This is a genomic window from Mixta calida (genome assembly GCF_002953215.1).
GTDB lineage: Bacteria > Pseudomonadota > Gammaproteobacteria > Enterobacterales > Enterobacteriaceae > Mixta > Mixta calida.
Window position 1 is genome coordinate 1530161 of record NZ_CP026378.1, and the last position, 23775, is coordinate 1553935.

The following is a 23775-nucleotide window of genomic DNA, read 5'->3' on the forward strand; positions in this document are numbered from 1 at the left end:
ACTCAGACAGGGACTACAGGAGAATAAGCATTATGACAATTCAGACCTCACGCAAATGGCTGTTGACGGCCGGCCTGCTCGGCGCCGTCGCCGCCGCGCCCGCCTGGGCGGCGAAGGATGCGGTTATCGCCGTCGGCTCCAACTTCACCACCCTCGATCCGTACGACGCCAACGACACGCTGTCGCAGGCGGTGGCGAAATCTTTTTATCAGGGGCTGTTCGGCTTCGATAAAGATATGAAGCTGGTGAACGTGCTGGCGGAAAGCTATCAGGCCAGCCCGGACGGCCTGACCTGGACTATCAAGCTGCGCTCCGGCATTAAGTTCCAGGACGGCACCGACTTCAACGCCGAAGCGGTGAAGGTCAACCTCGACCGCGCCAGCGACGAGGATAACCACCTTAAGCGCTACAACCTGTTTAAGCATATCGCCACCACCGAGGTGATTGATCCCACCACGGTGAAAATCACTCTGAAGCAGCCGTTCTCCGCCTTTATCAATATTCTGGCGCACCCGGCGGCGGCGATGATCTCGCCGACGGCGCTGAAAAAATATGGCAAAGAGATCGGCTTCCATCCGGTCGGCACCGGGCCGTATGAGTTTGTCACCTGGAATCAGACCGATTTTGTGAAGGTGAAGAAGTGGGATGGCTACTGGAAAAAAGGCTATCCGAAGCTGGATTCCATCACCTGGCGTCCGATTGTCGACAACAACACCCGCGCGGCGATGCTGCAAACCGGCGAGGCTAACTTCGCCTTCCCGGTTCCCTACGAGCAGGCGAAGCGGCTGGAGCAAAACGGCAAGCTGGATCTGGTCAGTTCGCCCTCGATCATGCAACGTTATATCAGCCTGAACGTGACGCAGAAGCCGTTTGATAATCCGAAAGTACGTGAGGCGATCAACTACGCCATTAACCGTCAGGCGCTGACTAAGGTCGCTTTTGCCGGTTACGCCACTCCAGCGACCGGCATTGTGCCGCCGTCGATTGAGTATGCGCAGAGCTATCCGCCGTTTGAATACAACCCGGCAAAGGCGCGCGAGCTGCTGAAAGAGGCGGGCTACCCCAACGGCTTCAGCACGACGCTCTGGTCTTCTCATAACCACAGCACCGCGCAGAAAGTGTTGCAGTTTACCCAGCAGCAACTGGCGCAGGTCGGCATCAAGGTGAAAGTCACCGCGATGGACGCCGGACAACGCGCGGCGGAAGTCGAAGGCAAAGGGCAGAAAGAGAGCGGCGTGCGCATGTTCTACACCGGCTGGTCCGCCTCCACCGGCGAAGCGGACTGGGCGCTGACGCCGCTGTTCGCCACCTCATCCTGGCCGCCGACCATCTTTAACACCGCGTTCTACAGCAATGAGCAGGTGGATAAAGATCTCAGCGACGCGCTGAAAACCACCGATAAGGCGAAAAAGGCGCAGCTGTATAAAGATGCGCAGGATCGCATCTGGAACGATCGCCCGTGGGTGCCGCTGGTGGTAGAGAAGTTGGTCTCAGCGAACACCAAATCGCTTACCGGGTTCTACGTGATGCCGGATACCTCATTTAACTTTGATGAAGCCGATCTGAAGTAATGTTCGCAGACGCCGGTTATACCGGCCGGCGTCTGCGGCGCAGGGAAACGCATGCTGAACTATTTCCTTAAACGCCTGCTGGGCCTGATTCCAACGCTGCTGATTGTGGCGGTACTGGTCTTTCTGTTTGTGCATCTGCTGCCGGGCGATCCGGCGCGGCTGGTGGCCGGGCCGGAAGCGGATGCGACGGTAGTCAATCTGGTGCGCCAGGAGCTGGGGCTGGATCAACCGCTGCCGCAGCAGTTCTGGCACTTTATGATTAACGCGCTGCAGGGCGATTTCGGCACTTCGATGGTCTCGAAACGGCCGGTATCGCAGGAGATCGCCTCGCGCTTTATGCCAACCTTTTGGCTGACGCTGACCAGCATGATCTGGTCAGTGATTTTCGGTATGGCGATCGGCATCGTCTCCGCCGTCTGGCGCAACCGCTGGCCGGATCGCATCGGCATGACGCTGGCGGTCTCCGGCATCTCTTTTCCCGCCTTCGCGCTGGGCATGCTGCTGATGCAGGTCTTCTCCGTCGAGCTGGGCTGGCTGCCGACCGTCGGCGCCGACAGCTGGCGGCACTATATCCTGCCGTCGGTGACGCTGGGCGCGGCGGTGGCGTCGATTATGGCGCGCTTCACCCGCGCCTCTTTCGTCGAGGTGATGCAGGAGGACTACATGCGCACCGCGCGCGCGAAGGGCGTGCGCGAATCGCGGGTGTTAGTGAAACATGGCTTGCGCAACGCCATGATTCCGGTGGTCACCATGATGGGGTTGCAGTTTGGCTTTCTGCTGGGCGGCTCGATTGTGGTGGAAGTGGTGTTTAACTGGCCAGGGCTGGGACGCCTGCTGGTGGATTCGGTGGAGATGCGCGACTATCCGGTGATTCAGGCGGAGGTGCTGCTGTTTTCGCTGGAGTTTATTTTGATCAACCTGATTGTGGACATGCTGTATGCCGCTATCAATCCCGCCATACGCTACAAATAAGGAGCTGCGATGAACAACTGGCGACGTGAAGCGGCTTTGAAGGCAATGCCTCTGCAACGCAACGACGGAGTGCGCACGCCGTGGCGCGAGTTCTGGCGGCGCTTTCGTCGTCAGCATGTGGCGCTAGTGGCTGGCGTATTCGTGCTGGCGCTGATTGTGCTGGCGATTATCGCCCCGTGGGTGGCGCCGTTCGATGCAGAGAACTATTTCGACTACGACCGGCTCACCGAAGGGCCGTCCGCCATGCACTGGTTCGGCGTCGATTCGCTGGGGCGCGATATCTTCAGCCGCGTGCTGGTCGGCACGCGCATTTCGCTGCTGGCGGGCTTCTTTTCCGTGGCGATCGGCACGGTGATCGGTACCGCGCTCGGCCTGCTGGCGGGCTACTACGAAGGCTGGTGGGATCGCATCATTATGCGCATCTGCGACGTATTGTTCGCTTTTCCCGGCATTCTGCTGGCGATTGCGGTGGTGGCGATCATGGGCAGCGGCATGTCCAACGTGATTGTCGCGGTGGCGATTTTCAGCGTGCCCGCTTTCGCCCGTCTGGTGCGCGGCAATACGCTGGTGTTAAAGCATCAGACTTTTATCGAATCGGCGCGCAGCATCGGCGCTTCGGACTGGACGATTATTGTGCGCCATATTTTGCCCGGTACGGTATCGTCGATCGTGGTCTATTTCACTATGCGCATCGGCACGTCGATCATTACCGCCGCCAGCCTCTCTTTCCTTGGACTTGGCGCGCAGCCGCCGACGCCGGAGTGGGGCGCGATGCTGAACGAGGCGCGGGCGGATATGGTGATGGCGCCGCACGTGGCGATCTTCCCCAGCCTGGCGATTTTCCTGACGGTGCTAGCGTTCAACCTGCTGGGCGACGGCCTGCGCGACGCGCTCGATCCGAAGCTGAAGAGTTGATATCTGTAAAGACAGAGCCCCGTATATCGGGGCTGTTTTTCGCTGGTGGGACAAGTGTGCTTCCGCATGCGGTCGACTGGAAACTGTTCAGGTAAGGTGTTTTAATCATTTGGGATGTTTAAGGAAAGGATCCGATGACAGGGCTTTGCAGGGAAAGCACAGGCTGATTTGTTTGGGGCAGGTGATGGTTAATTAGGGATGAAAGAATGACAACAAGTGAAGAATTGCTTTTAAAGTCGGGCTTCAGTCAAAAAGAAGTACAAAAGCTCAAGAACAATATTGAAAATCACGGCGGCTCACTCGATTCAGTCATTCATGATCTGTCTAACCGCTTCATAGCCTCAAGATGGATTTCTGTCGTTTCGTTAATCGTTTTTGTTCTTACGCTGATAATGGCGGCCAAAGACACCGTCGTCACGCTGACTATTACTCTGGCTATTGTGCTGTCTTTTGTCTGGTTTTTGGCCCCTGCCAGGCTTGCATATAAATCCTGGCGGTATCGTAAAATGATGGCGGTTAATTCTGGGCGGCATCAGTAACAGACATTAGATCAAATATCACTTTCGCTTTAACGCCGTAGCCCACAATTTTCATCGTTAATTTTGGCTGACTCATTGTGCTGACTTTTCGATAATAATCGGTGGGTAAGTATCGAAATAAGCGCCACGTTCCTGGGCGTCGCAACAGTCCAAAAATGCTGTATGCATTGGCCGCGAGGGAGATTGTCTTGTATGCCGCCAGACCGCTTTTGGGGCTAAAGCCCATGAATTCAGCGGTGGACATAGCCGCGTCTGCCACCAGTCCTTCCGATGCTTTATTGCCCTGCACGTAATGCGCCACTTCTTTGCTTATGCCGTTCGTTCCGTCAGTAACAAGCACAGCACCCGCCAAAACACCCAGCGGTGTCATGGTGCTGATAAGCGTCATGCCTACCGCGATTTCCATACCAGCAAGCACCACATTTACAGCGGAAATCACATACCCAACAATTTTATTATTTTTCCTGACGAACTCGACTTTTGCGTAAAGCTTTACGGCTTTCATACGTAACAGCCGGTCTTGTTCCTGAAGATTTTCAATTTCTGTTCTCAGGTTTTTTACGCAAGTCAGACACTCTTCGTCTGATTTTGCTCGTCGAGCGGAGGTAAACTGTTGTTCAATAAATCCTTTAATTTCCTCGATGAACTTTATCCTGGTGATACTATCTGTGAGATGGAACGCTGATAATGAGGGAACGGCATAGAAGCGATCGCCTTAATTGTTGGCACAATCAGGAGATCATATTTTTCTATGCCCGTCCTTTATTACCCGCCCATTACTGGCGATCCCTCAGCGCCGGGACGCGCTTTTTTACTGTCGGGCTAATCGGTCAGACCTTGCTGCCCCACAGATCGTATTCGTCGGCATGTTCGACTTTTACTCGCACCACATCGCCTGCTTTCAGCTGCGTTTCGCCGTTAAGGTAGACTGCGCCGTCGATTTCCGGCGCGTCAGCCATACTGCGGCCGATGGCGCCTTCTTCATCCACCTCGTCGATCATCACCAGAATCTCGCGGCCCACTTTTTCCTGCAGGCGTTCGCTGGAAATGCGCTGCTGCAATTGCATAAAGCGATCGTAACGCTCCTGCTTCACCGACTCCGGCACCTGATCCGGCAGCTGGTTGGCGGTCGCGCCTTCCACCGGGCTGTACTGGAAGCAACCGACGCGATCCAGACGCGCCTCTTGCAGGAAGTCGAGCAGCATCTGGAAATCTTCTTCCGTTTCGCCGGGAAAGCCGACGATAAAGGTCGAGCGCAGGGTGATTTCCGGGCAGATTTCACGCCAGCGCTTGATGCGCTCCAGCGTGCGCTCAACCGCCCCAGGACGCTTCATCAGCTTCAGGATGCGAGGGCTGGCGTGCTGTAACGGAATATCGAGGTAGGGCAGGATTTTGCCTTCCGCCATCAGCGGAATAACCTCGTCCACGTGCGGATAAGGGTAGACGTAGTGCAAACGCACCCAGACGCCCAGTTTCGCCAGCTGTTCGCAGAGGCTGACCATGCTGGTTTTCACCGGCGAGCCGTTCCAGAAGCCGGTGCGGTGTTTCACATCTACGCCGTAGGCGGAGGTATCCTGCGAGATCACCAGCAGCTCTTTTACTCCGGCGGAAACCAAACGCTTCGCCTCATCCAGCACCTCGCCGATCGGACGGCTGTCGAGATCGCCGCGCATCGACGGAATGATGCAGAAGGTACAGCGGTGGTTGCAGCCTTCGGAAATTTTCAGGTAAGCGTAGTGGCGCGGCGTCAGCTTCACGCCTTGTTCCGGCACCAGGCTCAGGAACGGATTGTGCTGCGGCTTCGGCGCGTAGCGATGAACGTGTGACAGCACCTGCTCATAGCTGTGTGGGCCGGTAATCTCCAGCACTTTCGGATGCACTTCGCGGATCTGATCCTCTTTGGCGCCGAGGCAGCCGGTGACGATCACTTTACCGTTGCTGTTCAGCGCTTCGCCGATCGCTTCCAGCGACTCCTGCACCGCGCTGTCGATAAAGCCGCAGGTGTTGACGATGACCACGTCTGCATCATCGTAGCGCGGCACGACTTCATAACCTTCAGTGCGCAGTTCAGTCAAAATGCGTTCGGAATCCACCAGGTTTTTCGGGCAGCCGAGCGAAACAAAGCCAACGCGCGGCGCGGCGGACGTTTTAGTATGGGACATGCGACATCACTCAATTGTTTTAATGCGCGCGATTTTAATGAGATCGAAACGAAATTTACACCGTTATGTTTGCTGGTCGGAGGGGAAAAATAGCCCATCGCGCACGCACAGCCATGCGGCATAAACTGCCCACCGATAATCCTTTACGGCGCGCCGGACTTTTTAGCTGTCTACACTTAGCGTTCGGACAGTAGAAAAGGAAAAGAGAATGAAACCATTAACATGGGCGATTATCGGGCCGGGGGCGATTGCCCATCAGTTTGCTGCCGCTATGGAAGCGCTCGGGAGAAAAGTGTACGCGGTGGGCGCGCGCAACCGGGAAAGGGGAGAGGCGTTTGCGCAACGCTACGGTATTGAGCGAGTGGATGATAACTTCGAACGACTGCTGGCCGATCCGCATATTGACGCAGTCTATATTTCCACGCCGCACGCCAGCCATTTCACGTGGATGAAGCTGGCGCTGGAGCATGGCAAGCATCTGCTGGTGGAGAAGGCGATTACGGTCAGCAGCATGGAGCTGGATGAAATCGATCGGCTGGCGGCAGAGAAAAAACTGATCGTGGCCGAAGCGATGACGCTGTTCCATATGCCGCTGTTTCATCAGCTTAAGGAAACGCTGGAGAGTGGACGGCTGGGTAAGGTGAAGACGATCCAGGTTTCCTTCGGCACGGTGAAAGAACCCGATCCTGAAAACCGTTTTTTCAATCCAGCGCTGGCCGGCGGCGCGCTGCTCGATATCGGCACCTACGCGCTGTCGTTCGCGCGTTACTTCCTGTCGGCGCAGCCGGACAATCTGTTCACTACCGTTACGCCATTCAGTACCGGCGTGGATGAGCAGTGCGGCATTCTGCTGCAAAACTCGCAGCAGGAATTGGTCGCTATCTCGCTGGCGTTTCGCGCCAAAATGCCGAAGCGCGGCATTATCGCCTGTGAAAAGGGCTTTATCACCGTAGAGGATTTCCCGCGCGCGCAGCGGGCGACAATTAGCTTCGCGGATGGCGCAACGGAAACCGTCGAGGCGGGTGAAACCGCACGCGCCCTGCAATATGAAATCCTGAACGTTGAACGCTATATCGCTGAAGGCGGTAATCCGCTGCATTACCTGACCCAGGATGTAGTGGCGCTGATGACCGATATACGTCAGCGCTGGGGCATCCGTTTCCCGTTTGAGCAGCAGGATACGGCGGCGAAATAGCGACGGCCTCAACCGCGCGGCAACGGCCCGCATGACGCCTGAATAAAGGGCGCTAACTCAACATAAGGTGAACCGATGAAACGATTGCCGTTACTGCTGCTTCCGCTGCTGCTGCCGATGTTGGCGCAGGCGCAGCAGCCGGGAGAGAGCATCGATAAGCAGCTGCAACAGTGCAAGATGCAGGCGAATACCACGCTTGATAACGCGCAGTGCTATCAAACCGCAACCCAGCAGTGGGACAGCGAATTGAATACTCAGTATCGCTTGCTGATAAAAGATCAGCCGGAGCGCTTTCGCCAGCAGATAAAAGCGGCGCAGCGCAGCTGGCTCCAGTATCGGGATGGCTATAACGCGGCGATCGCCACGTATTATCAGCAGCAGCAGGGCACCATCTGGCCGCTGGTGGCGGCGGAATCGAAAATGAATATCATCCGTGATAAAGCCATCGATCTTTACAGGCTGCGCGTCAGCACCAATCTTGCGGGAGAAGAGGGATAATCCGCCGCGCCTGTCAGTGGGTATGTCGCCGCAATGCAGAGACAGAAACGGACAGGATGATTACTGACGGAAATATTAATAAGCTTTCTTATATGCATATCTATAGAGTTGTTCTTGCTAAACAAAATACCGGAGAGGAATCCGGGAACAGCTTTCAGGATACATTAATTATCAAAGCAGAATCGCGGAGATAGCGAAGCGGAAAAAAATAGCCCGCCAGCGAGACGGGCCAAACACCAGGGAAATGTAAATATTAACGCCTTATAAAATATTAGTTTGCTTTCACTTTCAGACAAGTTTCTGGCGTCTTTAAAGTGAAAAGCGTGAAAAAACTCACAAAAGAAGTCTGAAAGGCTGGATGCAGCTGGGAGTGAAAAGTCAGAGCAAAGCTGGAGAGCCTTCTTCCTGGCACTATGGAAAAGGATGCAGCGCCAGCTTCGGCTGCTGCGCTGGAGGGAAGCGGCGAGCCTGCGCATTGCTGCTACAGTTAACCTGGACTAATCCCACAAGGAGCGCGTTATGTCTCGTCGATTGATTTTACTGGCGTTAAGCGGAGCCTTACTGTTTTCAACGCCGTTGCTGGCTGCGCAGGTTACGGTGCAGCAGTTACAGGACAAACTCGATCACCCCTGGTCGCTGGCCTTTCTGCCGGACAATCGCAGTTTATTGATCGCTGAACGCGCAGGCGCGCTGCGGTTGTGGCAGCCGGAAAAAGGATTGTCGCCGCCCATCAGCGGCGTGCCGGAGGTCTGGAGCCAGCGGCAGGGCGGCCTGCTGGATGTGGCGCTGGCGCCCGATTTCGCCCAAAGCCGTCGCGTCTGGATCAGCTATACCGAAGCGGATGATAACGGACGCGTCGGCGCGGTGGTCGGCTACGGCAAACTGAGCGAAGACAATCGCCAGCTGACGAATTTCAATGTGGCGCTGCGCCAGCAGCCGAAGCTTTCCAGCGGCGCGAATCTCGGCACCCGTCTCGCCTTTGACCGCGAAGGGTATCTCTGGATCGCCTTTGGCGATAATTTCCAGAGCGAGACTGCGCAGGATCTCGATAAGCTGCAAGGCAAGCTGGTGCGCCTGAAAGCGGATGGCTCGGTGCCGGAAGATAATCCTTTTGTCGGCCGCAACAATGCGCGCCCGGAAATTTGGGCGTATGGCCTGCGCAATCCGCAGGGGCTGGCGCTGAATCCCTGGACGCAGCAAATGTGGGAAAGCGAGCATGGTCCGCGCGGCGGCGATGAGGTGAATATTCCCGAAAAGGGCAAAAACTATGGCTGGCCGATCGCCACCTGGGGCATCGACTACAGCGGCGAGAAAGTGCCGCAGTCCAAAGGCGGCGAAGCGCCGGGCACCGAGCAGCCCATCTACTGGTGGAAAAACTCACCGGCGATCAGCGGCATGACGTTTTACAACAGCGCCCGCTTCCAGCCGTGGAAAAATTCGCTGTTTATCGGCGCGCTGAAGGAAAAAAATCTGATTCGCCTTAGCCTGAACGGCGACAAGGTCATAGAGGAGGAGCGACTGTTGCAGGATCGCGGCGAGCGCATTCGCGACGTGCGTCAGGGGCCGGATGGCTATCTCTACGTGCTGACCGACGAACGCGACGGCAAACTGCTGAAAGTGGGCCTGCAACCGTAAAACGCGCCTGAACCCCGGCGCCGGGTTCAGGCGCGCGCGCTATTTTTCCCAGTGGGCGACCTGCCAGCCGCGCTGTCGCGCCTCATCCAGCAGCTGCGCGTCGGGATTGACGGCGCAGGCGTGATCCGCCAACGCCAACAGCGGCAGATCGGTGATGGAATCGCTGTAGGCCCACGTCTGCTGGAAGCGGTTTTCCTGTTGCAGCGCGCGCCAGTCGGCGAGACGCGTCGCCTTGCCTGCCCGCCACGCCATCACCGCGCACGGCGCGCCGCTGTAGCGATCGTCGACAATCTCTACGCCCACCGCCAGCGCGCCGTGCGCGCCGAGACGTTGCGCAATCGGCGCCATCAGATGTTCGCCGCTGGCGGAGATCAGCATAATGGTGTCGCCGCGCTGCTGATGCCAGGCGAGACGCTCGCGTGCGGCGGGGTAGACGCGCGGCATAATATCGCGGTGAATAAAGCGGCGTACCCAGCCGTTGACCGTCAGGGTGCCCATCCCGCTCAGCGGCGCCAGCGTCCGGCTCATATAGGCTTCCAGCGACAGCGCGCCCTGACAATATTGCGCCATCAGCGCCTCTTCTTCAGCGATCAGCGTTTCGGGCGCATAGCCCTGCGATACCAGCCAGCGCATCCACAGGCTGTTGCTGTCTGCACAAATCAGCGTTTTATCCAGATCGAAAAGCGCTAAATCCACGATGATTCTCCTCAGACCCATTTTCTTCAGGTTAGCGGAGTTTTGTGATCGTCTTAGCTATTTCAGGCAAAATCAGAATCAGGCGCATTTAAGAGATAGCGAATCGGACGCCAGAATAAGATTTTTCTACCAAACTCTAAATAACTTTACGCAGCAGCGGTTTTAATCGCTGCTCCGACAGGTTAGCGTAGGATGCTGCGTTTCATATCTTTATGAAACTTATGATATTTCTACAGGTTATTCGATTCCATCATGAAAAAAATGCGCCTTCACGCTGGCCTTTGTACGCTGGCGATAAGCGGCACGCTGATGCTGCTTCCTGTTGTTGTTAACGCCGAGCAGGCGCCCGCCGCGCCGCAGATTGAGGCGAAATCCTGGATTTTGATGGATTACGCCAGCGGGGATGTGCTGGCGGAAGCTAACGCTGACGATCGGCTCGATCCCGCCAGTCTGACGAAAATGATGTCGAGCTACGTTATCGGCCAGGCGCTAAAAAGCGGCAAAATCACCCGCGACGATATGGTAACCGTCGGGCAGGACGCCTGGGCCACCGGCAATCCAATTCTGAAAGGCTCATCGCTGATGTTCCTCAAGCCCGGCGACCGCATTCCGGTATCGGAGCTGAATAAAGGCATAGTGATTCAGTCGGGTAACGACGCCAGCATCGCGCTGGCCGATTACGTGGCGGGCAGTCAGGATGCCTTTGTCGGGCTGATGAACAATTATGTCCGCGCGCTGGGCCTGAAAAACACCCACTTCAAAACTGTGCACGGCCTGGATGCGGAAGGGCAGTACAGCACCGCGCGCGATATGGCGCTGATCGGCCAGGCGCTGATCCGCGACGTGCCGGAAGAATACGCGCTGAATAAAGAGAAGTCGTTCACCTTCAATAATATTACCCAGCGCAACCGCAACCGCCTGCTGTGGAGCAGCAATCTTAACGTCGACGGCATTAAGACCGGCCATACGGCGGGCGCCGGCAATAACCTGGTGGCTTCCGCCACCGAAGGCGATATGCGCCTGATTTCCGTGGTGATGGGCGCAAAAACGGATGCGATTCGCTTCCGCGAGAGCGAAAAGCTGCTGACCTGGGGCTTTCGCTTTTTTGAAACGGTGATACCCATCAAGGCTAATGCGCCCTTTACGCAGCAGCGCGTCTGGTTTGGCGACAGCAAAGAAGTGAATCTGGGCGTGGAGAAAGATGTCGCGCTGACGATCCCGAAAGGGCAGATGAAAAACCTGAAGGCGAGCTTCACCCTGAGCGCGCCGCAGCTGCAGGCGCCGCTGAAAAAGTATCAGCCGGTGGGCACCATCGATTTTCAGTTGAATGGCAAAACCGTTGCGCAACGGCCGCTGGTGGTGCTGGAGCCGGTGCAGGAAGGCGGCTTCTTTAGCCGCATCGTCGATTTCGTGATGATGAAGTTCAACGGCTGGTTCGGGAAGTGGTTCTCGTAACAACAGCCAGGCAAAAAAGGTCGGCGCTGCCGACCTTTTTTATCGCGCCTGACACAAACGCAGTTTGCCGTTCAGCCCGGCCGAGGTTTTAACTTTTCAGGGTTATAGCCAGCGGCCATTTGCCGTTCAGCCCGACCAGAGTTTTACCCTTTCAGAACTTATAACCAGCGATCATTTACCGTTCAGCCCGATCAGAGCTTTACCTTCTCCGGCATTATCACCAGTTGTTATTTGCCATTCTTACCGCAGGCTTCATTGAAATTTATCAGCAACAAGCCTGACCGGGCATTCTGACAAACGACGCCGAACGCAAGGCGCGGGGAGGAGAGGTCGGGGAGTAAAGCGTCCCGCGCCAGGGAAGGCGCGGGACGAGCTGTCAGGGATGACGGATTGCGTCTTTACGATCGGCCTCTCCTCCCTGCGCAGGCGCCAGCTCCCTCGGCCACCTGATCACGCAGGCGCCTGTTCCCTCAGCCGCTTGATCACGCAGGCGCCTTCTCCCTCACACACCCAATCCCGCAACCCCAACGGCCAAAAAGCAAAAAGGCCGGCAATGCCGACCTTTTTACTTCTGACGCCGCAGCTTATCCCACCAGCGACCAGATGATAGCGGAGATAGAAATCGTTCCGATAACCACCACGAAAATGTTGCTCAGGGCGCCGCTGTAGCGACGCATCGCCGGCACTTTATTGATGGCGTACATCGGCATCAGGAACAGCAGCACCGCGATAATCGGACCGCCCAGCGTCTCGATCATACCAAGAATGCTTGGGTTCCAGGTCGCCACCAGCCAGGTGGTCACCAGCATAAACAGCGCGGTCAGACGGTTCAGCTTATTCTCGCTGATGCTTTTGCCACGGCTGCGCAACGACTTGATGATCAACCCGTTAAAGCCTTCACGCGCGCCCAGATAGTGACCAAGGAACGATTTGGTGATCGCTACCATCGCCACAATCGGCGCCAGCCACGCCATCATCGGCGTATTAAAGTGGTTGGCGAGATAGGAGAGGATGGAGATATTCTGCGCTTTCGCTTCCGCCAGATGCGCCGGCGAAAGAGACAGCACGCAGCTGAAGACGAAAAACATTACCGTCAGCACCATCATCACATGGCTCAGCGCCAGAATGCGTGAACATTTGCGTTCAGCCTCTTCGCCATACTCCTCGCGCTTCGCTAAGGCAAAGGCGGAAATAATCGGCGAGTGGTTAAAAGAGAACACCATCACCGGCAGCGCCAGCCACAGCGTCATCGGCAGGTTGCCGCCGTTGCCGCTAAAAGAAGCCTCCTGGAAAATCGCCGTGCTCCAGTTCGGGATCAGCCAGAACGCCAGCAGCATCAGCACGCCGACAAACGGAAAAACCAGCAGGCTCATGGTTTTTACAATCACCTCTTTCCCGAAGCGGATAATCATCATCAAACCGACGATCAACAGCAGCGACAGCAGCGCGCGCGGCGGCGCCTGAATGTGCAGCTGGTGGGTCAGAAAGCTCTCTACCGTATTGGTAATCGCTACGCTGTAAACCAGCAGAATAGGGTAAATGGCGAAAAAGTAGAGCAGCGTAATCACCTTGCCGGCGCCGATGCCGAAATGCTCTTCTACCACTTCAGTGATATCTTCGCCTGGCTTGCTGCCCGACAGCACGAAACGGCAGAGGCCGCGGTGCGCGTAGTAAGTCATCGGGAAAGCCAGCAGCGCCATAATAATCAGCGGCACCAGTCCGCCGATGCCGGCATTGATCGGCAAAAAGAGTACGCCGGCGCCAATCGCCGTACCGTAAAGTCCCAACATCCACATGGTATCGGTTTTGCGCCAGCTGCTGGCGTGTGTTGTCGCCTGTCCGGTCTGGATTGCGGTTTGCTGTGAGGCCATTACCATCTCCATGAGTAACGAATGAATATAAAAAACCGTCGGCGTTCGGCTATGCGAGCGCAGTTATTCACCGCCGGTAAACAAATAGTGTCCTGGGGATACCCCGTTTTCGCGGCACACTCTACCATCATGAAAATAAGTTAAAAGTACCGCGATACCACTAATAGGTGATTAGGATCACAATGCGGAGAATAAGTTAGGTTCGATAATCTGGATGTTTAATTATTTTTAATTTAATTCTCTAAGTTTGTTGTTAATCATGGAGGATAAAGCTGTTTTTTTATTTAATGTCTGGTTGTAAATAGCGAGGTGATTTGTTTGTTTTTTGTGCGATTGTTTTATTAATTTCTTTAAAAACAAATAATTGAAATGATGCTCGCTTTGAATTTACACAGTTTGCGCAACAAATTAGTTTAATTTTCATTAAACGGCTCGTCTTTGCGCAATAGATCGTAAACAACGTGAAATAAGATCAAACAGGAATGAATAAAAAAAACGGGCCTGTAAAACAGACCCGTCAGAAGGGGAGATTAATTACGTACCCAGCCTTTTCTGATCGGCAGGGAAAAAAGCAGACGATAAATCTGATGCAGGAGTTTCATTAAAGGTTGGCCATACCAGGGCCAGGCCATCTGCGAAAACAGACAGCCCAGTACTCCTACCAGCAGCCCGCCCAGCATATCCATCGGCCAGTGAACGCCGAGAAAAACGCGCGACCAGGCGATAGCGATGCCGATTGCCAGCAGCAGCACGCCCGACCAGAGGCGGTGCCAGAAGATAAACGCCAGCGCAAAAGTGAAAATGGTGGTGCCATGATCGCTGGGATAAGAATCATCCGGCGCGTGCGACAGGAACTGGTGTCCAAAACCAATGGCAAAAGGGCGCGGGTGAGGGAACAGTTGGCCGACGCACCAGGAGATCGCCAGCGCATAGAGCAGGGCGATGCCGGTTTTCAAGACCAGCTCCCGAATGCCGCTATGCGGTCCCCAGAGCCACAGCGCGACAATCAGCATCGGGACAATGGCAATTAAATCTTTGGCGATAAACGTCGCCAGTTCCAGTAACCAGGCCGGAGAGTCCGGCGTGGCGTTGATCCAGAGAAACAGCGTCCGGTTCAACTCTTCCATCATTATATCTTCCTCGTCTTATCTGTCAGGCGCGTTACACACCCATAAACCAACAACTGCGCCAGCCAAACCCACCAGCCAGACCATAAATTATGGGAAAGGAAGTGCGCGCCGCGCATCATCTGGCCATAACCCATCACTAAACCCAGCGCGATTGCGCCGCCCCAACAGAGCCAGGCCATTCTGGGACGCGTCGGCCAGTAAAGAAAAAACAGCGCCATCAGACTAAAGCCGCTTGAGGCGTGCCCACCGGGAAAACAACGCCCAGGCCCGCTTTCCATCGGCACGGCGCCGAGCAGCGGATAAGAGAACGCTTTACCGCCGAACTGCACCAGATCCCAGGGGCAGGAGTGCGCGCTTGTCGCTTTCAACACGCCCACAGCCAGCGACCCGACGCCGATCAACAGCGCTACCAGCACCCAGCGCGGCTGACGACGAATCAGGCCCGCCAGCAGCAGCGCAACGCCGATGACAATGACGATATCCTTCAACAGGCGATGATTGATCAGATCCAGCCAACGGTTATCCTTCCAGGGAAATTGCTGCGTCATGGGATCGAACCAGTAACCGGTCAGCGCCATATCCAGGCTCCCGTCGCGCGCCAGCCACAAAAACAGCAGGCCCAAAACCGCCAGAAAAACAGCATGGATAGCGTAGAAGCGTCCCGGCAAAGGGTAAAGCGCCTTAATCCTAATCGGAGGGGATGTTGCGGGTTGGTTTAACTTTGATGTCAGTTGCATGACCGTGCCTGCAAAGGGAACAGGCTGGCTATAGTGACGATCGGTCCTTAAGAAAACATTAAGAGAAGGCGACGAAAAGCAGGCATAAAAAAACCCGCTAATCAGAGATTAACGGGCTCCACAATTTGGGGATTTCAAAGAAAAGCAGTGGCACATATTGAGACTGCCAGCCATGAAAGAAGTTCGCACAAAAAATAAAATATTTTTTAGCCGCCCAGCGCCGGCCAGATAATTACAATCAGCGTGCCCGCCAGCGTCAGTAAAACGTTAGCGATAGCGTAGGTTCCGGCATAGCCCAGCGCCGGGATATTGCTGCGCGCGGTATCGCTGATAATCTCCATCGCCGGGGCGCAGGTGCGCGCGCCCATGATGGCGCCGAACAGCAGGGCGCGGTTCATGCGCAGCACGTAGGCGCCGAACAGGTAGCAGAGCACCACCGGCAGCAGGCTCACCGCCAGGCCGCTCACCAGCATAAGCAGGCCGGTTTCGCCCAGGCCTTTCCCCAGGCCGCTGCCGGCGCTGAGTCCGACGCCGGCCATAAACACCATCAGGCCGAACTCTTTCACCATCGTCAGCGCGCCCTGCGGGATATAGCCGAAGGTTGGATGGTTGGCACGCAGAAAGCCCAGCATGATGCCGGCGAACAGCAGGCCGGCGGCGTTGCCGATGCCGAAGCTGAAGGCGCTGAACTGGAAGCTCACCATGCCGATCATCAGACCTATGATAAAAAAGGCGCAAAAAGCGAGCAGGTCGGTCACCTGACTGTGAATAGAGATAAAGCCGATGCGATCGGCAAGGCTCTTTACACGGCGCGCTTCGCCGCTGACCTGCAGCACGTCGCCTTTATTCAGCATGATGCTGTCGTCGATCGGCATCTCAATCTGGCTGCGGATAACGCGGTTAAGGAAGCAGCCGTGATCGGTCAGCTTCAGATGACTGAGACGCTTGTTGACCGCATTGTGGTTTTTCACCACGATCTCTTCGGTGACGATGCGCATATCGAGCAGATCGCGGTCGAACACCTCTTTACCGTTGCGGAAGCTGGGATCGAGACGCGCATGGGCGTCGGGATAGCCCACCAGCGAAATTTCATCGCCCAACTGCAGCACCGCGTCGCCGTCGGGACTGGCCAGAATGCCGTTGCGGCGGATACGTTCGATATAGCAACCCGTCTGGCGGTAGATGCCCAGCTCGCGCAGATTTTTTCCGTCCGCCCAGGCGACCAGTTCAGGACCGACGCGGTAGGCGCGGATCACCGGCAGATAGACTTTTCGCTGGCTGTCGGCGTCGAGACCGCGTTCGCGGGCGATCTGCTGCGCGCAGGTAGGCAGATCCTGATGCTGCAGGCGCGGCAGGTAGCGGGCGCCGAAGATCAGGCTGACCAGGCCGACCAGGTAGGTCAGGGCATAGCCGAGGCTGAGGTGATCCTGCATCTGGCCGAGCAGCGGGCTGTCGCTCATTGACTGCCGTAGCGTATCGCCGGCGCCGACCAGCACCGGCGTAGAGGTCATTGCGCCCGCCAGCATCCCCGCCGTCAGGCCGATATCCCAGCCGAACGCTTTGCCCAGCGCCAGCGCCAGCAGCATGGCGCTGCTGACCATCACCAGCGCCAGCATCAGGTAGTTTTTGCCGTCGCGGAAAAAAATAGAGAAGAAATTGGGCCCGGCCTCGACGCCTACGCAAAAAATAAACAGCATAAAGCCCAGACTCAGCGCATTGGTATTAATGCCAAAGTGCTGCTGGCCCAGTATAAGCGAAACCACTAAAACACCAATGGAATTACCCAGTTGCACCGAGCCGAGGCGTAATTTACCCAGACAGAGGCCTAAAGCCAGCACGACGAATAATAACAAAATATCATTACGGCTTAACAAATCTGCGACGTTTATATTCACGTATTAACTTCTTGTTTACCAGTAACTTGTTGAAAGACCTGAATTTCCAGGCTAACGTTATTTCCTGTAAGCGCGATGATGGACCGGGCAGTGGCCCGTCCGGAAAGCGATATTCAGGGGCATATGTAAAGTGGCGCTTATTTTATTCATTTATTCTTCAGACCTCCAGTAGAAAGCCAGAGTAAAAACAAAATATTTATTAACTTTTTCCTGTTAATTGTTTAACAGCTTTTTCAGAAACGCTTATTTTTTTGACGGTCCTGGGTAGCAGAAATAAATGAGGAAATTCTATGCTGTTGTATGGCGTCCGCTGGCCGGGCGTAATGATTTGTATGACGCTTTACTGCGCGACCTTCCTGCTGGCGCGCTATAGCGGCGAAGACACGTCTGGCTACTCTTCGGAGCAGACCGGGCTGCTGCTGTTTATGCTGCCGGGCCTGGTCGCGGCGTTGATAAATCGTCGGACGCCGCTGAGCCACGCGCTGCTGGCGGCGCTGGCGGCGACGCCGTGCTGCCTGCTGATCGGCTTCAGTCATGCGTTTATTTCTCAGTCGCTGTTGCAGGAGCTGGCCTGGCTGACCAGCGCCATATTCTGGTGCGGCTTCGGCGCGCTGCTGGTGATGCTGTGGCGTACCCTGACCGCCTCGCGCACAACGCGCTGACGCGTTGGCCAGGCCAGCGCCACGATCTTGCGTTAAGCCCGCTGTCGCGATGGCGCGTCAGACGCATAAAAAAACCGGCGCGCCTGAGCGGGCCGGTTTTTTACGCCGCTGATTTACCTTTACAGCGCGACGCCCAGGTTCGCTTTGCTCCAGGCGTTGAAGTCGGTAAAGCCGCCGATGTGCTGGGTATCGACGAAAATCTGCGGCACAGTTTCTACCGGCTTACCGACTTTCTCTTCCAGATCTTTCTTGGTAATGCCTTCCGCCTGAATGTCAACGTAGCGGAAGTTGAAGTCTTCACGCTCTGCGGTCAGCTTTTCCGCCAGATCTTTCGCACGTACGCAGTAGGGGCAGCCGGGACGGCCAAAAATCACTGCAAGCATCGTTATCTCCTTTGTCTCTCATTTTTGTGTGAATTATGTCACACTTTTAAGCTAGCTGAACGCATCATCGCGCCGGGCCTTCCCCTCTGTAAAGAAGGCTGTGCCTGTTGCTACAATGCATACAGGCTATGCGTCATTGTGCCAGTTACGCTTTAATATGAAACCCCCGTTTCGTTTGCGGGATGCCAAAAGGGAGAAATCCGGTGAAACGTGCTCTGCAGTTGCCTAAAACGGTGCTGGCGCTGGAAGCTGTCGGCATCCTGCTGCTGATTCTGGCTTTTCTACTTGTGCAGCATCTGGTGGCGCTGCCTGTCGGCTGGTCCGGCCGGCGCATCGCCACCGCGCTGATTTTTACCGGCATTGTCCTGATGCTGCCCGCCGCCGTCGCGCTGATGTGGCGCATGGCGCAGGCTATCGCGCCTGAGCTTTTCGGCCGCCGCCGCGACGATGCCTCATCGAAACCTACCGGAGATTCACATGACGCCGACCATTGAACTGTTACGTGCGCATCGTTCGATTCGTGCTTTTACCGATCAACCGATTAGCGATGAACAGCGTGAGGCGATTATCGCCGCTGCGCAGTCGGCTTCCACGTCCAGCTTTTTACAATGCTCATCCATTATTCGTATTACCGACAAGGCGCTGCGTGAACAGCTGGTGACGCTGACCGGCGGCCAGCATTATGTGGCGCAGGCGGCGGAGTTCTGGGTGTTCTGCGCCGATTTTCAGCGCAATCTGCAAATCTGTCCTGAGGCGCAGCTCGGTCTGGCGGAACAGCTGCTGCTGGGCTGCGTCGATACGGCGATTATGGGACAGAACGCGATGATCGCCGCCGAGTCGCTCGGACTGGGCGGCGTCTATATCGGCGGCATCCGCAACAGCATCGGGCAGGTGACCGAGTTGCTCGGCCTGCCGCAGCATGTGCTGCCGCTGTTCGGCATGTGCCTCGGCTGGCCGCAGCAGGAGCCCGATCTGAAGCCGCGCATGCCCGCCAGCATGCTGGTGCATGAAAATCGCTATCATCCGCTCGATCCAGTGCAGCTGGACGCCTACGATCGTGAGCTGGAAGCCTATTATCAGCAGCGCGACAGCAACCAGCGCAGCGACAATTTCAGCAACCATATTCGTCGCACCATCGTGCGTGAAAGCCGTCCCTTTATTCTCGACTACCTGCACAAGCAGGGTTGGGCAACGCGGTAATTTCAGGCGGAGACCTTCGGGTGAAAATTGCCATCCTTTCCCGTGACGCATCGCTTTACTCCTGTAAACGTCTGCGTGAGGCTGCGCGGGGGCGCGGCCACCAGGTGGAGATCGTCGACCCGCTCTCCTGCTATATGAATATCAATCCCGCCTCGGCGGCGGTGCACTATCGCGGACGGGCGCTGGATGATTTCGATGCGGTGATCCCGCGCATCGGCTCAGCTATCACCTTTTACGGCACCGCGGTGCTGCGCCAGTTCGAGCTGTGCGGCAGCTACCCGCTGAACGAATCGGTGGCGATCACCCGCGCGCGCGACAAGCTGCGTTCGCTGCAGCTGCTGGCGCGACAGGGAATTGATATGCCGGTCACCGGCTTCGCCCATTCGCCCGACGACACCAGCGATCTGATCGATATGGTGGGCGGCGCGCCGCTGGTGGTGAAGCTGGTAGAGGGCACGCAGGGCATCGGCGTGGTGCTGGCGGAGACGCGCCAGGCGGCGGAAAGCGTTATTGACGCCTTTCGCGGCCTTAACGCACACATTCTGGTGCAGGAATTTATAAAAGAGGCGAAAGGGCGCGATATTCGCTGCCTGGTGATCGGCAACGAAGTGGTGGCTGCTATCGAACGCGAGGCGAAAGAGGGCGATTTTCGCTCTAACCTGCATCGCGGCGGCCGCGCCCGCTGCGTGGAGATCACCCCGCGCGAGCGCGAAATCGCGGTGAAGGCGGCGGCCACGCTGGGACTGGACGTGGCGGGCGTCGATATTCTGCGCGCGCAGCGCGGCCCGCTGGTGATGGAGGTCAACGCCTCGCCGGGACTGGAGGGCATCGAAAAAACCACTGGTTTGAATATTGCCGCCATGATGATCGACTGGATTGAGCAGCACGCCCAACCCGGTTTCAGTCTGAAAACCGGTGGTTGAATCGCCTTTTTGACCGGCGGACGTGGTTTTCAGGTTGCTTTTTCCGTAAGCTATTGCGCTTATTTCAACGCGGTATAGGGCAGTAGCATATGGATTCACTCGTCGTTCCAGACTTAGACGTATTACGACGTTGGCTGGATCAGCAAAGCATTACCTGGTTTGAATGCGACGCCTGTCAGGCGCTGCATCTGCCGCACATGCAGAATTTCGATGGCGTTTTCGATGCCAAAATCGATTTGGTCGATAACGTCATTCTGTTTTCCGCCCTTGCAGAGGTGAAGCCCACGGCGCTGATTCCGCTCGTGGGGGATCTGTCGCAAATCAACGCCGCGTCGCTGACGGTGAAAGCGTTTCTGGATATTCAGGATGATAATCTGCCGAAGCTGATTGTCTGTCAGTCACTGTTGATCGAAGCCGGTATTACTTACGGTCAGTTCGTCCATTTTCTGCGTCAGAGCGAAGAGCAGATCTCAATGGTGATTATGGAAGCCTTCGCCAATAATTTGCTGTTGATGGGGGAAGAAGATGAACCTGTCGCGCCCGATCAGCGTTTGCCCGTTCTGCACTGATTCTCTCTTCAGCCGTTATTTCCTCTCTTTTCGCGCCCCTTCCCGCTTTTCCAGCCGGGGAAGCGGCGCACTTCACATTTTTATGCTGCGTTTAGGCCTTTAATGCCACATATTTCTCGCCGTTTATGCTGGTCTGGCATATCACATAGGTGAAACATGCATAAATAATCGATAAAAGGCGTTTTTTACTCTGGGGTATGGCCTGAATGCCAGCATGCGGCTATGCTTGCGGGGCTGCATCGTGGGTGCGGTAAACCGCACGCGGCGCGCGGCGTTTTCTCAGCGGCCAGCACTGAATAACGATTCACTGTCACAGCTGATACGCAAGGGGAGGCCGGCCGGCTTCTTCTGTTCTGCATCTGAAGTTTGATCCCGATTCTGGAGGAAGGAAACATGTTAAACAACCACGGCAAGAAATGGTTGTCTGGTGTGGTGGCTGGCGTGCTGATGGCGGCTTCCGCCGGCGCTATGGCGGAACAGAAAACCCTGCACGTTTATAACTGGTCAGATTATATCTCGCCCGATACCGTTCCCGATTTCGAGAAGCAGACCGGCATTAAAGTGATTTATGACGTGTTTGATTCCAACGAAGTGCTGGAAGGCAAACTGATGGCTGGCAGCACCGGCTACGACGTGGTGGTGCCGTCATCGAGCTTTCTGGCGCGTCAGCTGCAGTCCGGCGTTTTCCAGCCGCTCGATAAAAGCAAGCTGCCTAACTACAAGAACCTCGATCCTGAGCTGCTGAAAAAGGTTGAACAGCACGATCCGGGCAATAAATACGCTATCCCTTATCTGTGGGCCACCACCGGCATCGGCTATAACGTCGATAAGGTGAAGGCGGTGCTGGGCAAAGACGCGCCGGTCGACAGCTGGGATCTGGTGCTGAAGCCGGAAAATCTTGAGAAACTGAAAAGCTGCGGCGTCTCTTTCCTTGACGCGCCGGAGGAGATTTTCGCCACCGTGCTGAACTACCTCGGCAAAGATCCCAACAGCAGCGACGCGAAGGATTACTCCGGCGCAGCGACCGATCTGCTGCTGAAGCTGCGTCCGAATATTCGCTATTTCCACTCCTCGCAGTACATCAACGATCTGGCTAACGGCAACACCTGCGTGGCGATCGGCTGGGCGGGCGACGTGTTGCAGGCGAAAAACCGCGCGGCGGAAGCGAAAAACGGCGTCAATATCGCCTACAGCATTCCGAAAGAGGGCGCGCTGGCCTTCTTCGATATGATGGCGATCCCGAAAGACGCGAAAAACCTCGATGAAGCCTATCAATGGCTGAACTACATCATGGACCCGAAAGTGATTGCGCACATTTCCGACAAGATGTTCTACGCTAACGGTAACAAGGCGTCGCTGCCGCTGGTGAGCGAAGCGGTGCGCAACAACCCTGGCATTTTCCCTACGCCGGAAACTATGTCCAGGCTGTTCGTGCTGAAAGTGCAGGAACCTAAACTGGACCGTGTGCGCACCCGCGCATGGACCAAAGTAAAAAGCGGTAAGTAATTCGCAAACGCGAATACCCATCGCAGGCTAAAGACAACAGAGGCGCGGTTCCGGCCTCTGTTGTCTTATTTGTGCGGCCCCGTGCCGTGAGTGTCCGCTTAGCGCCGGAGAGTAAAGTTAGTGAACGACGCGATCCCCCGTCCTCCCCATAAAACGGCAAAGGCCCTGACGCCGCTGCTGGAGATCCGCAACCTGACCAAATCGTTTGATGGCCAGCACGCTGTCGATGACGTCAGCCTGACGATTTATAAAGGCGAAATTTTTGCGCTGCTCGGCGCTTCGGGCTGCGGCAAATCGACCCTGTTGCGCATGCTGGCGGGGTTTGAAGCGCCGACCCACGGCCAGATCCTGCTCGACGGGCAGGATCTTTCCCATGTGCCGCCTTACCAGCGCCCGATCAATATGATGTTCCAGTCCTATGCGCTGTTTCCCCATATGACGGTGGAACAGAATATCGCCTTCGGCCTGAAGCAGGACAAGCTGCCGAAGGGCGAAATCAGCAGCCGCGTGGCGGAAATGCTGGCGCTGGTGCATATGCAGGAGTTTGCGAAGCGCAAGCCGCACCAGCTTTCCGGCGGCCAGCGTCAACGCGTGGCGCTGGCGCGTAGCCTGGCGAAGCGTCCCAAGCTGCTGCTGCTGGATGAGCCAATGGGCGCGCTGGATAAGAAACTGCGTGACCGCATGCAGCTGGAGGTAGTGGATATCCTTGAGCGCGTCGGCGCCACCTGCGTGATGGTGACGCACGATCAGGAAGAGGCGATGACCATGGCGGGCCGCATCGCCATTATGAACCGCGGCAAATTCGTTCAGATCGGCGAGCCGGAGGAGATCTATGAGCATCCCACCAGCCGCTACAGCGCCGAATTTATCGGCTCGGTTAACGTCTTTGAGGGGCTGCTGCGCGAGCGGCGCGAAGATGGCCTGGTCATCGACAGCCCTGGTCTGGTGCATCCGCTGAAGGTCGCTTCCGACGTGTCGATCATGGATAACGTGCCGGTCTCTATCGCGCTGCGTCCTGAAAAAGTGATGCTTTGCGAGCAGGTGCCGGAAGATGGCTGCAACTTCGCCGTCGGCGAGGTGGTGCATATCGCCTATCTGGGCGATCTGTCGATTTATCATGTACGGCTGCACAGCGGACAGATGATCAGCGCGCAGCTTCAGAACGCGCATCGCTTCCGTCAGGGCGCGCCGACCTGGGGCGATGAAGTGCGTCTCAGTTGGGACGCCGACAGCTGCGTCGTACTGACGGTATAAGAGGGCG

At 56.3% G+C, this 23775-nt stretch carries 22 protein-coding genes and 1 pseudogene; 15 read left to right on the plus strand and 8 right to left on the minus strand.

The window, feature by feature from the left end; translation table 11 throughout:
* The first annotated feature begins 32 nt into the window (after positions 1-32).
* From gsiB to C2E16_RS07250, 4 genes are all read left to right on the plus strand, one after another.
* Positions 33-1571, plus strand: coding sequence for a glutathione ABC transporter substrate-binding protein GsiB (gene gsiB / locus C2E16_RS07235; RefSeq protein ID WP_084970295.1), 1539 nt, complete (start codon positions 33-35; stop codon positions 1569-1571).
* A gap of 51 nt (positions 1572-1622) precedes the next feature.
* Positions 1623-2543: a glutathione ABC transporter permease GsiC gene (gene gsiC / locus C2E16_RS07240; protein WP_084970294.1), complete on the plus strand. Its 921-nt coding sequence runs from the start codon at positions 1623-1625 to the stop codon at positions 2541-2543.
* 9 nt (positions 2544-2552) lie between these two features.
* Positions 2553-3458, plus strand: coding sequence for a glutathione ABC transporter permease GsiD (gsiD, locus tag C2E16_RS07245; RefSeq protein ID WP_038627155.1), 906 nt, complete (start codon positions 2553-2555; stop codon positions 3456-3458).
* 206 nt (positions 3459-3664) lie between these two features.
* Positions 3665-3997 (plus strand): hypothetical protein, encoded by a 333-nt coding sequence (locus C2E16_RS07250; RefSeq protein ID WP_084970293.1) that lies wholly within the window; start codon positions 3665-3667, stop codon positions 3995-3997.
* Here the strand turns inward: C2E16_RS07250 and C2E16_RS07255 are convergent.
* Both C2E16_RS07255 and rimO read right to left on the minus strand, forming a co-directional pair.
* Positions 3975-4685: pseudogene (locus C2E16_RS07255) on the minus strand (DUF4225 domain-containing protein); the annotation flags it as partial. The gene C2E16_RS07250 and the pseudogene C2E16_RS07255 sit on opposite strands and share 23 nt — an antisense overlap.
* A 142-nt stretch (positions 4686-4827) precedes the next feature.
* Positions 4828-6159 carry a 30S ribosomal protein S12 methylthiotransferase RimO gene (gene rimO, locus C2E16_RS07260; protein ID WP_084970291.1) on the minus strand — a complete coding sequence of 444 codons (1332 nt, stop codon included), beginning with the start codon at positions 6157-6159 and terminating at the stop codon, positions 4828-4830.
* A gap of 208 nt (positions 6160-6367) precedes the next feature.
* Between rimO and C2E16_RS07265 the strand changes: the two genes are divergently transcribed.
* From C2E16_RS07265 to C2E16_RS07275, 3 genes are all read left to right on the plus strand, one after another.
* A complete protein-coding gene (locus C2E16_RS07265) occupies positions 6368-7354 on the plus strand; it encodes a Gfo/Idh/MocA family protein (protein ID WP_084970290.1) in 987 nt (328 codons plus the stop codon).
* A gap of 75 nt (positions 7355-7429) precedes the next feature.
* Positions 7430-7852, plus strand: a complete 423-nt coding sequence (locus tag C2E16_RS07270; RefSeq protein WP_038627145.1) for a lysozyme inhibitor LprI family protein — start codon at positions 7430-7432, stop codon at positions 7850-7852.
* Positions 7853-8371: 519 nt separating this feature from the next.
* A complete protein-coding gene (locus C2E16_RS07275) occupies positions 8372-9487 on the plus strand; it encodes a PQQ-dependent sugar dehydrogenase (RefSeq protein ID WP_038627144.1) in 1116 nt (371 codons plus the stop codon).
* Between the two features lie 39 nt (positions 9488-9526).
* On the opposite strand, the gene C2E16_RS07280 is transcribed toward C2E16_RS07275, so the two are convergent.
* Positions 9527-10183, minus strand: coding sequence for an HAD family hydrolase (locus tag C2E16_RS07280; protein WP_038627142.1), 657 nt, complete (start codon positions 10181-10183; stop codon positions 9527-9529).
* A gap of 252 nt (positions 10184-10435) precedes the next feature.
* On the opposite strand from C2E16_RS07280, the gene C2E16_RS07285 reads away from it, so the two are divergent.
* The gene (locus C2E16_RS07285) at positions 10436-11638 is read left to right on the plus strand and encodes a serine hydrolase (protein ID WP_081981817.1); all 1203 of its coding nucleotides are present in this window, start codon (positions 10436-10438) and stop codon (positions 11636-11638) included.
* A gap of 584 nt (positions 11639-12222) precedes the next feature.
* Here the strand turns inward: C2E16_RS07285 and C2E16_RS07290 are convergent.
* The 4 genes from C2E16_RS07290 to C2E16_RS07305 form a co-directional block, all read right to left on the minus strand.
* On the minus strand, positions 12223-13509 hold the full coding sequence (locus tag C2E16_RS07290) for an HAAAP family serine/threonine permease (protein WP_084970289.1): 1287 nt from the start codon (positions 13507-13509) through the stop codon (positions 12223-12225).
* A 530-nt stretch (positions 13510-14039) separates the two neighbouring features.
* A complete protein-coding gene (gene ybjG / locus C2E16_RS07295) occupies positions 14040-14636 on the minus strand; it encodes an undecaprenyl-diphosphate phosphatase (protein WP_038630068.1) in 597 nt (198 codons plus the stop codon).
* 2 nt (positions 14637-14638) lie between these two features.
* Positions 14639-15376, minus strand: coding sequence for a phosphatase PAP2 family protein (locus C2E16_RS07300; protein ID WP_084970288.1), 738 nt, complete (start codon positions 15374-15376; stop codon positions 14639-14641).
* 206 nt (positions 15377-15582) lie between these two features.
* Positions 15583-17271 carry an aspartate:alanine antiporter gene (locus tag C2E16_RS07305; RefSeq protein ID WP_038627134.1) on the minus strand — a complete coding sequence of 563 codons (1689 nt, stop codon included), beginning with the start codon at positions 17269-17271 and terminating at the stop codon, positions 15583-15585.
* 290 nt (positions 17272-17561) lie between these two features.
* On the opposite strand from C2E16_RS07305, the gene ybjM reads away from it, so the two are divergent.
* Positions 17562-17933 (plus strand): inner membrane protein YbjM, encoded by a 372-nt coding sequence (gene ybjM / locus C2E16_RS07310; RefSeq protein ID WP_038627133.1) that lies wholly within the window; start codon positions 17562-17564, stop codon positions 17931-17933.
* A 119-nt stretch (positions 17934-18052) separates the two neighbouring features.
* On the opposite strand, the gene C2E16_RS07315 is transcribed toward ybjM, so the two are convergent.
* Positions 18053-18316 carry a GrxA family glutaredoxin gene (locus tag C2E16_RS07315; protein ID WP_038627131.1) on the minus strand — a complete coding sequence of 88 codons (264 nt, stop codon included), beginning with the start codon at positions 18314-18316 and terminating at the stop codon, positions 18053-18055.
* A 203-nt stretch (positions 18317-18519) separates the two neighbouring features.
* On the opposite strand from C2E16_RS07315, the gene C2E16_RS07320 reads away from it, so the two are divergent.
* The 6 genes from C2E16_RS07320 to potG all read left to right on the plus strand — a co-directional run bounded on the left by C2E16_RS07320 (position 18520) and on the right by potG (position 23768).
* Positions 18520-18810 carry a DUF1418 family protein gene (locus tag C2E16_RS07320; protein WP_038627128.1) on the plus strand — a complete coding sequence of 97 codons (291 nt, stop codon included), beginning with the start codon at positions 18520-18522 and terminating at the stop codon, positions 18808-18810.
* Positions 18794-19516, plus strand: coding sequence for an oxygen-insensitive NADPH nitroreductase (gene nfsA, locus C2E16_RS07325; RefSeq protein WP_038627127.1), 723 nt, complete (start codon positions 18794-18796; stop codon positions 19514-19516). The genes C2E16_RS07320 and nfsA overlap by 17 nt, the downstream gene beginning before the upstream one ends.
* A 20-nt stretch (positions 19517-19536) precedes the next feature.
* Complete coding sequence (gene rimK, locus C2E16_RS07330) at positions 19537-20439, plus strand: 30S ribosomal protein S6--L-glutamate ligase (protein ID WP_038627125.1); 903 nt, start codon at positions 19537-19539, stop codon at positions 20437-20439.
* A gap of 89 nt (positions 20440-20528) precedes the next feature.
* On the plus strand, positions 20529-21008 hold the full coding sequence (locus C2E16_RS07335) for a YbjN domain-containing protein (RefSeq protein WP_038627122.1): 480 nt from the start codon (positions 20529-20531) through the stop codon (positions 21006-21008).
* A 393-nt stretch (positions 21009-21401) separates the two neighbouring features.
* Positions 21402-22514 (plus strand): spermidine/putrescine ABC transporter substrate-binding protein PotF, encoded by a 1113-nt coding sequence (gene potF / locus C2E16_RS07340; RefSeq protein WP_084970287.1) that lies wholly within the window; start codon positions 21402-21404, stop codon positions 22512-22514.
* 120 nt (positions 22515-22634) lie between these two features.
* Complete coding sequence (gene potG / locus C2E16_RS07345; RefSeq protein WP_038627118.1) at positions 22635-23768, plus strand: putrescine ABC transporter ATP-binding subunit PotG; 1134 nt, start codon at positions 22635-22637, stop codon at positions 23766-23768.
* Positions 23769-23775 lie beyond the last annotated feature (7 nt).

Coding starts and splice junctions, on each gene's coding strand:
- gsiB (WP_084970295.1), top strand. CDS start 33: ATGACAATTCAGACCTCACGCAAATGGCTGTTGACGGCCGGCCTGCTC.
- gsiC (WP_084970294.1), top strand. CDS start 1,623: ATGCTGAACTATTTCCTTAAACGCCTGCTGGGCCTGATTCCAACGCTG.
- gsiD (WP_038627155.1), top strand. CDS start 2,553: ATGAACAACTGGCGACGTGAAGCGGCTTTGAAGGCAATGCCTCTGCAA.
- C2E16_RS07250 (WP_084970293.1), top strand. CDS start 3,665: ATGACAACAAGTGAAGAATTGCTTTTAAAGTCGGGCTTCAGTCAAAAA.
- rimO (WP_084970291.1), bottom strand. CDS start 6,159: ATGTCCCATACTAAAACGTCCGCCGCGCCGCGCGTTGGCTTTGTTTCG.
- C2E16_RS07265 (WP_084970290.1), top strand. CDS start 6,368: ATGAAACCATTAACATGGGCGATTATCGGGCCGGGGGCGATTGCCCAT.
- C2E16_RS07270 (WP_038627145.1), top strand. CDS start 7,430: ATGAAACGATTGCCGTTACTGCTGCTTCCGCTGCTGCTGCCGATGTTG.
- C2E16_RS07275 (WP_038627144.1), top strand. CDS start 8,372: ATGTCTCGTCGATTGATTTTACTGGCGTTAAGCGGAGCCTTACTGTTT.
- C2E16_RS07285 (WP_081981817.1), top strand. CDS start 10,436: ATGAAAAAAATGCGCCTTCACGCTGGCCTTTGTACGCTGGCGATAAGC.
- C2E16_RS07290 (WP_084970289.1), bottom strand. CDS start 13,509: ATGGCCTCACAGCAAACCGCAATCCAGACCGGACAGGCGACAACACAC.
- ybjG (WP_038630068.1), bottom strand. CDS start 14,636: ATGGAAGAGTTGAACCGGACGCTGTTTCTCTGGATCAACGCCACGCCG.
- C2E16_RS07300 (WP_084970288.1), bottom strand. CDS start 15,376: ATGCAACTGACATCAAAGTTAAACCAACCCGCAACATCCCCTCCGATT.
- ybjM (WP_038627133.1), top strand. CDS start 17,562: ATGCTGTTGTATGGCGTCCGCTGGCCGGGCGTAATGATTTGTATGACG.
- C2E16_RS07315 (WP_038627131.1), bottom strand. CDS start 18,316: ATGCTTGCAGTGATTTTTGGCCGTCCCGGCTGCCCCTACTGCGTACGT.
- nfsA (WP_038627127.1), top strand. CDS start 18,794: ATGACGCCGACCATTGAACTGTTACGTGCGCATCGTTCGATTCGTGCT.
- C2E16_RS07335 (WP_038627122.1), top strand. CDS start 20,529: ATGGATTCACTCGTCGTTCCAGACTTAGACGTATTACGACGTTGGCTG.
- potF (WP_084970287.1), top strand. CDS start 21,402: ATGTTAAACAACCACGGCAAGAAATGGTTGTCTGGTGTGGTGGCTGGC.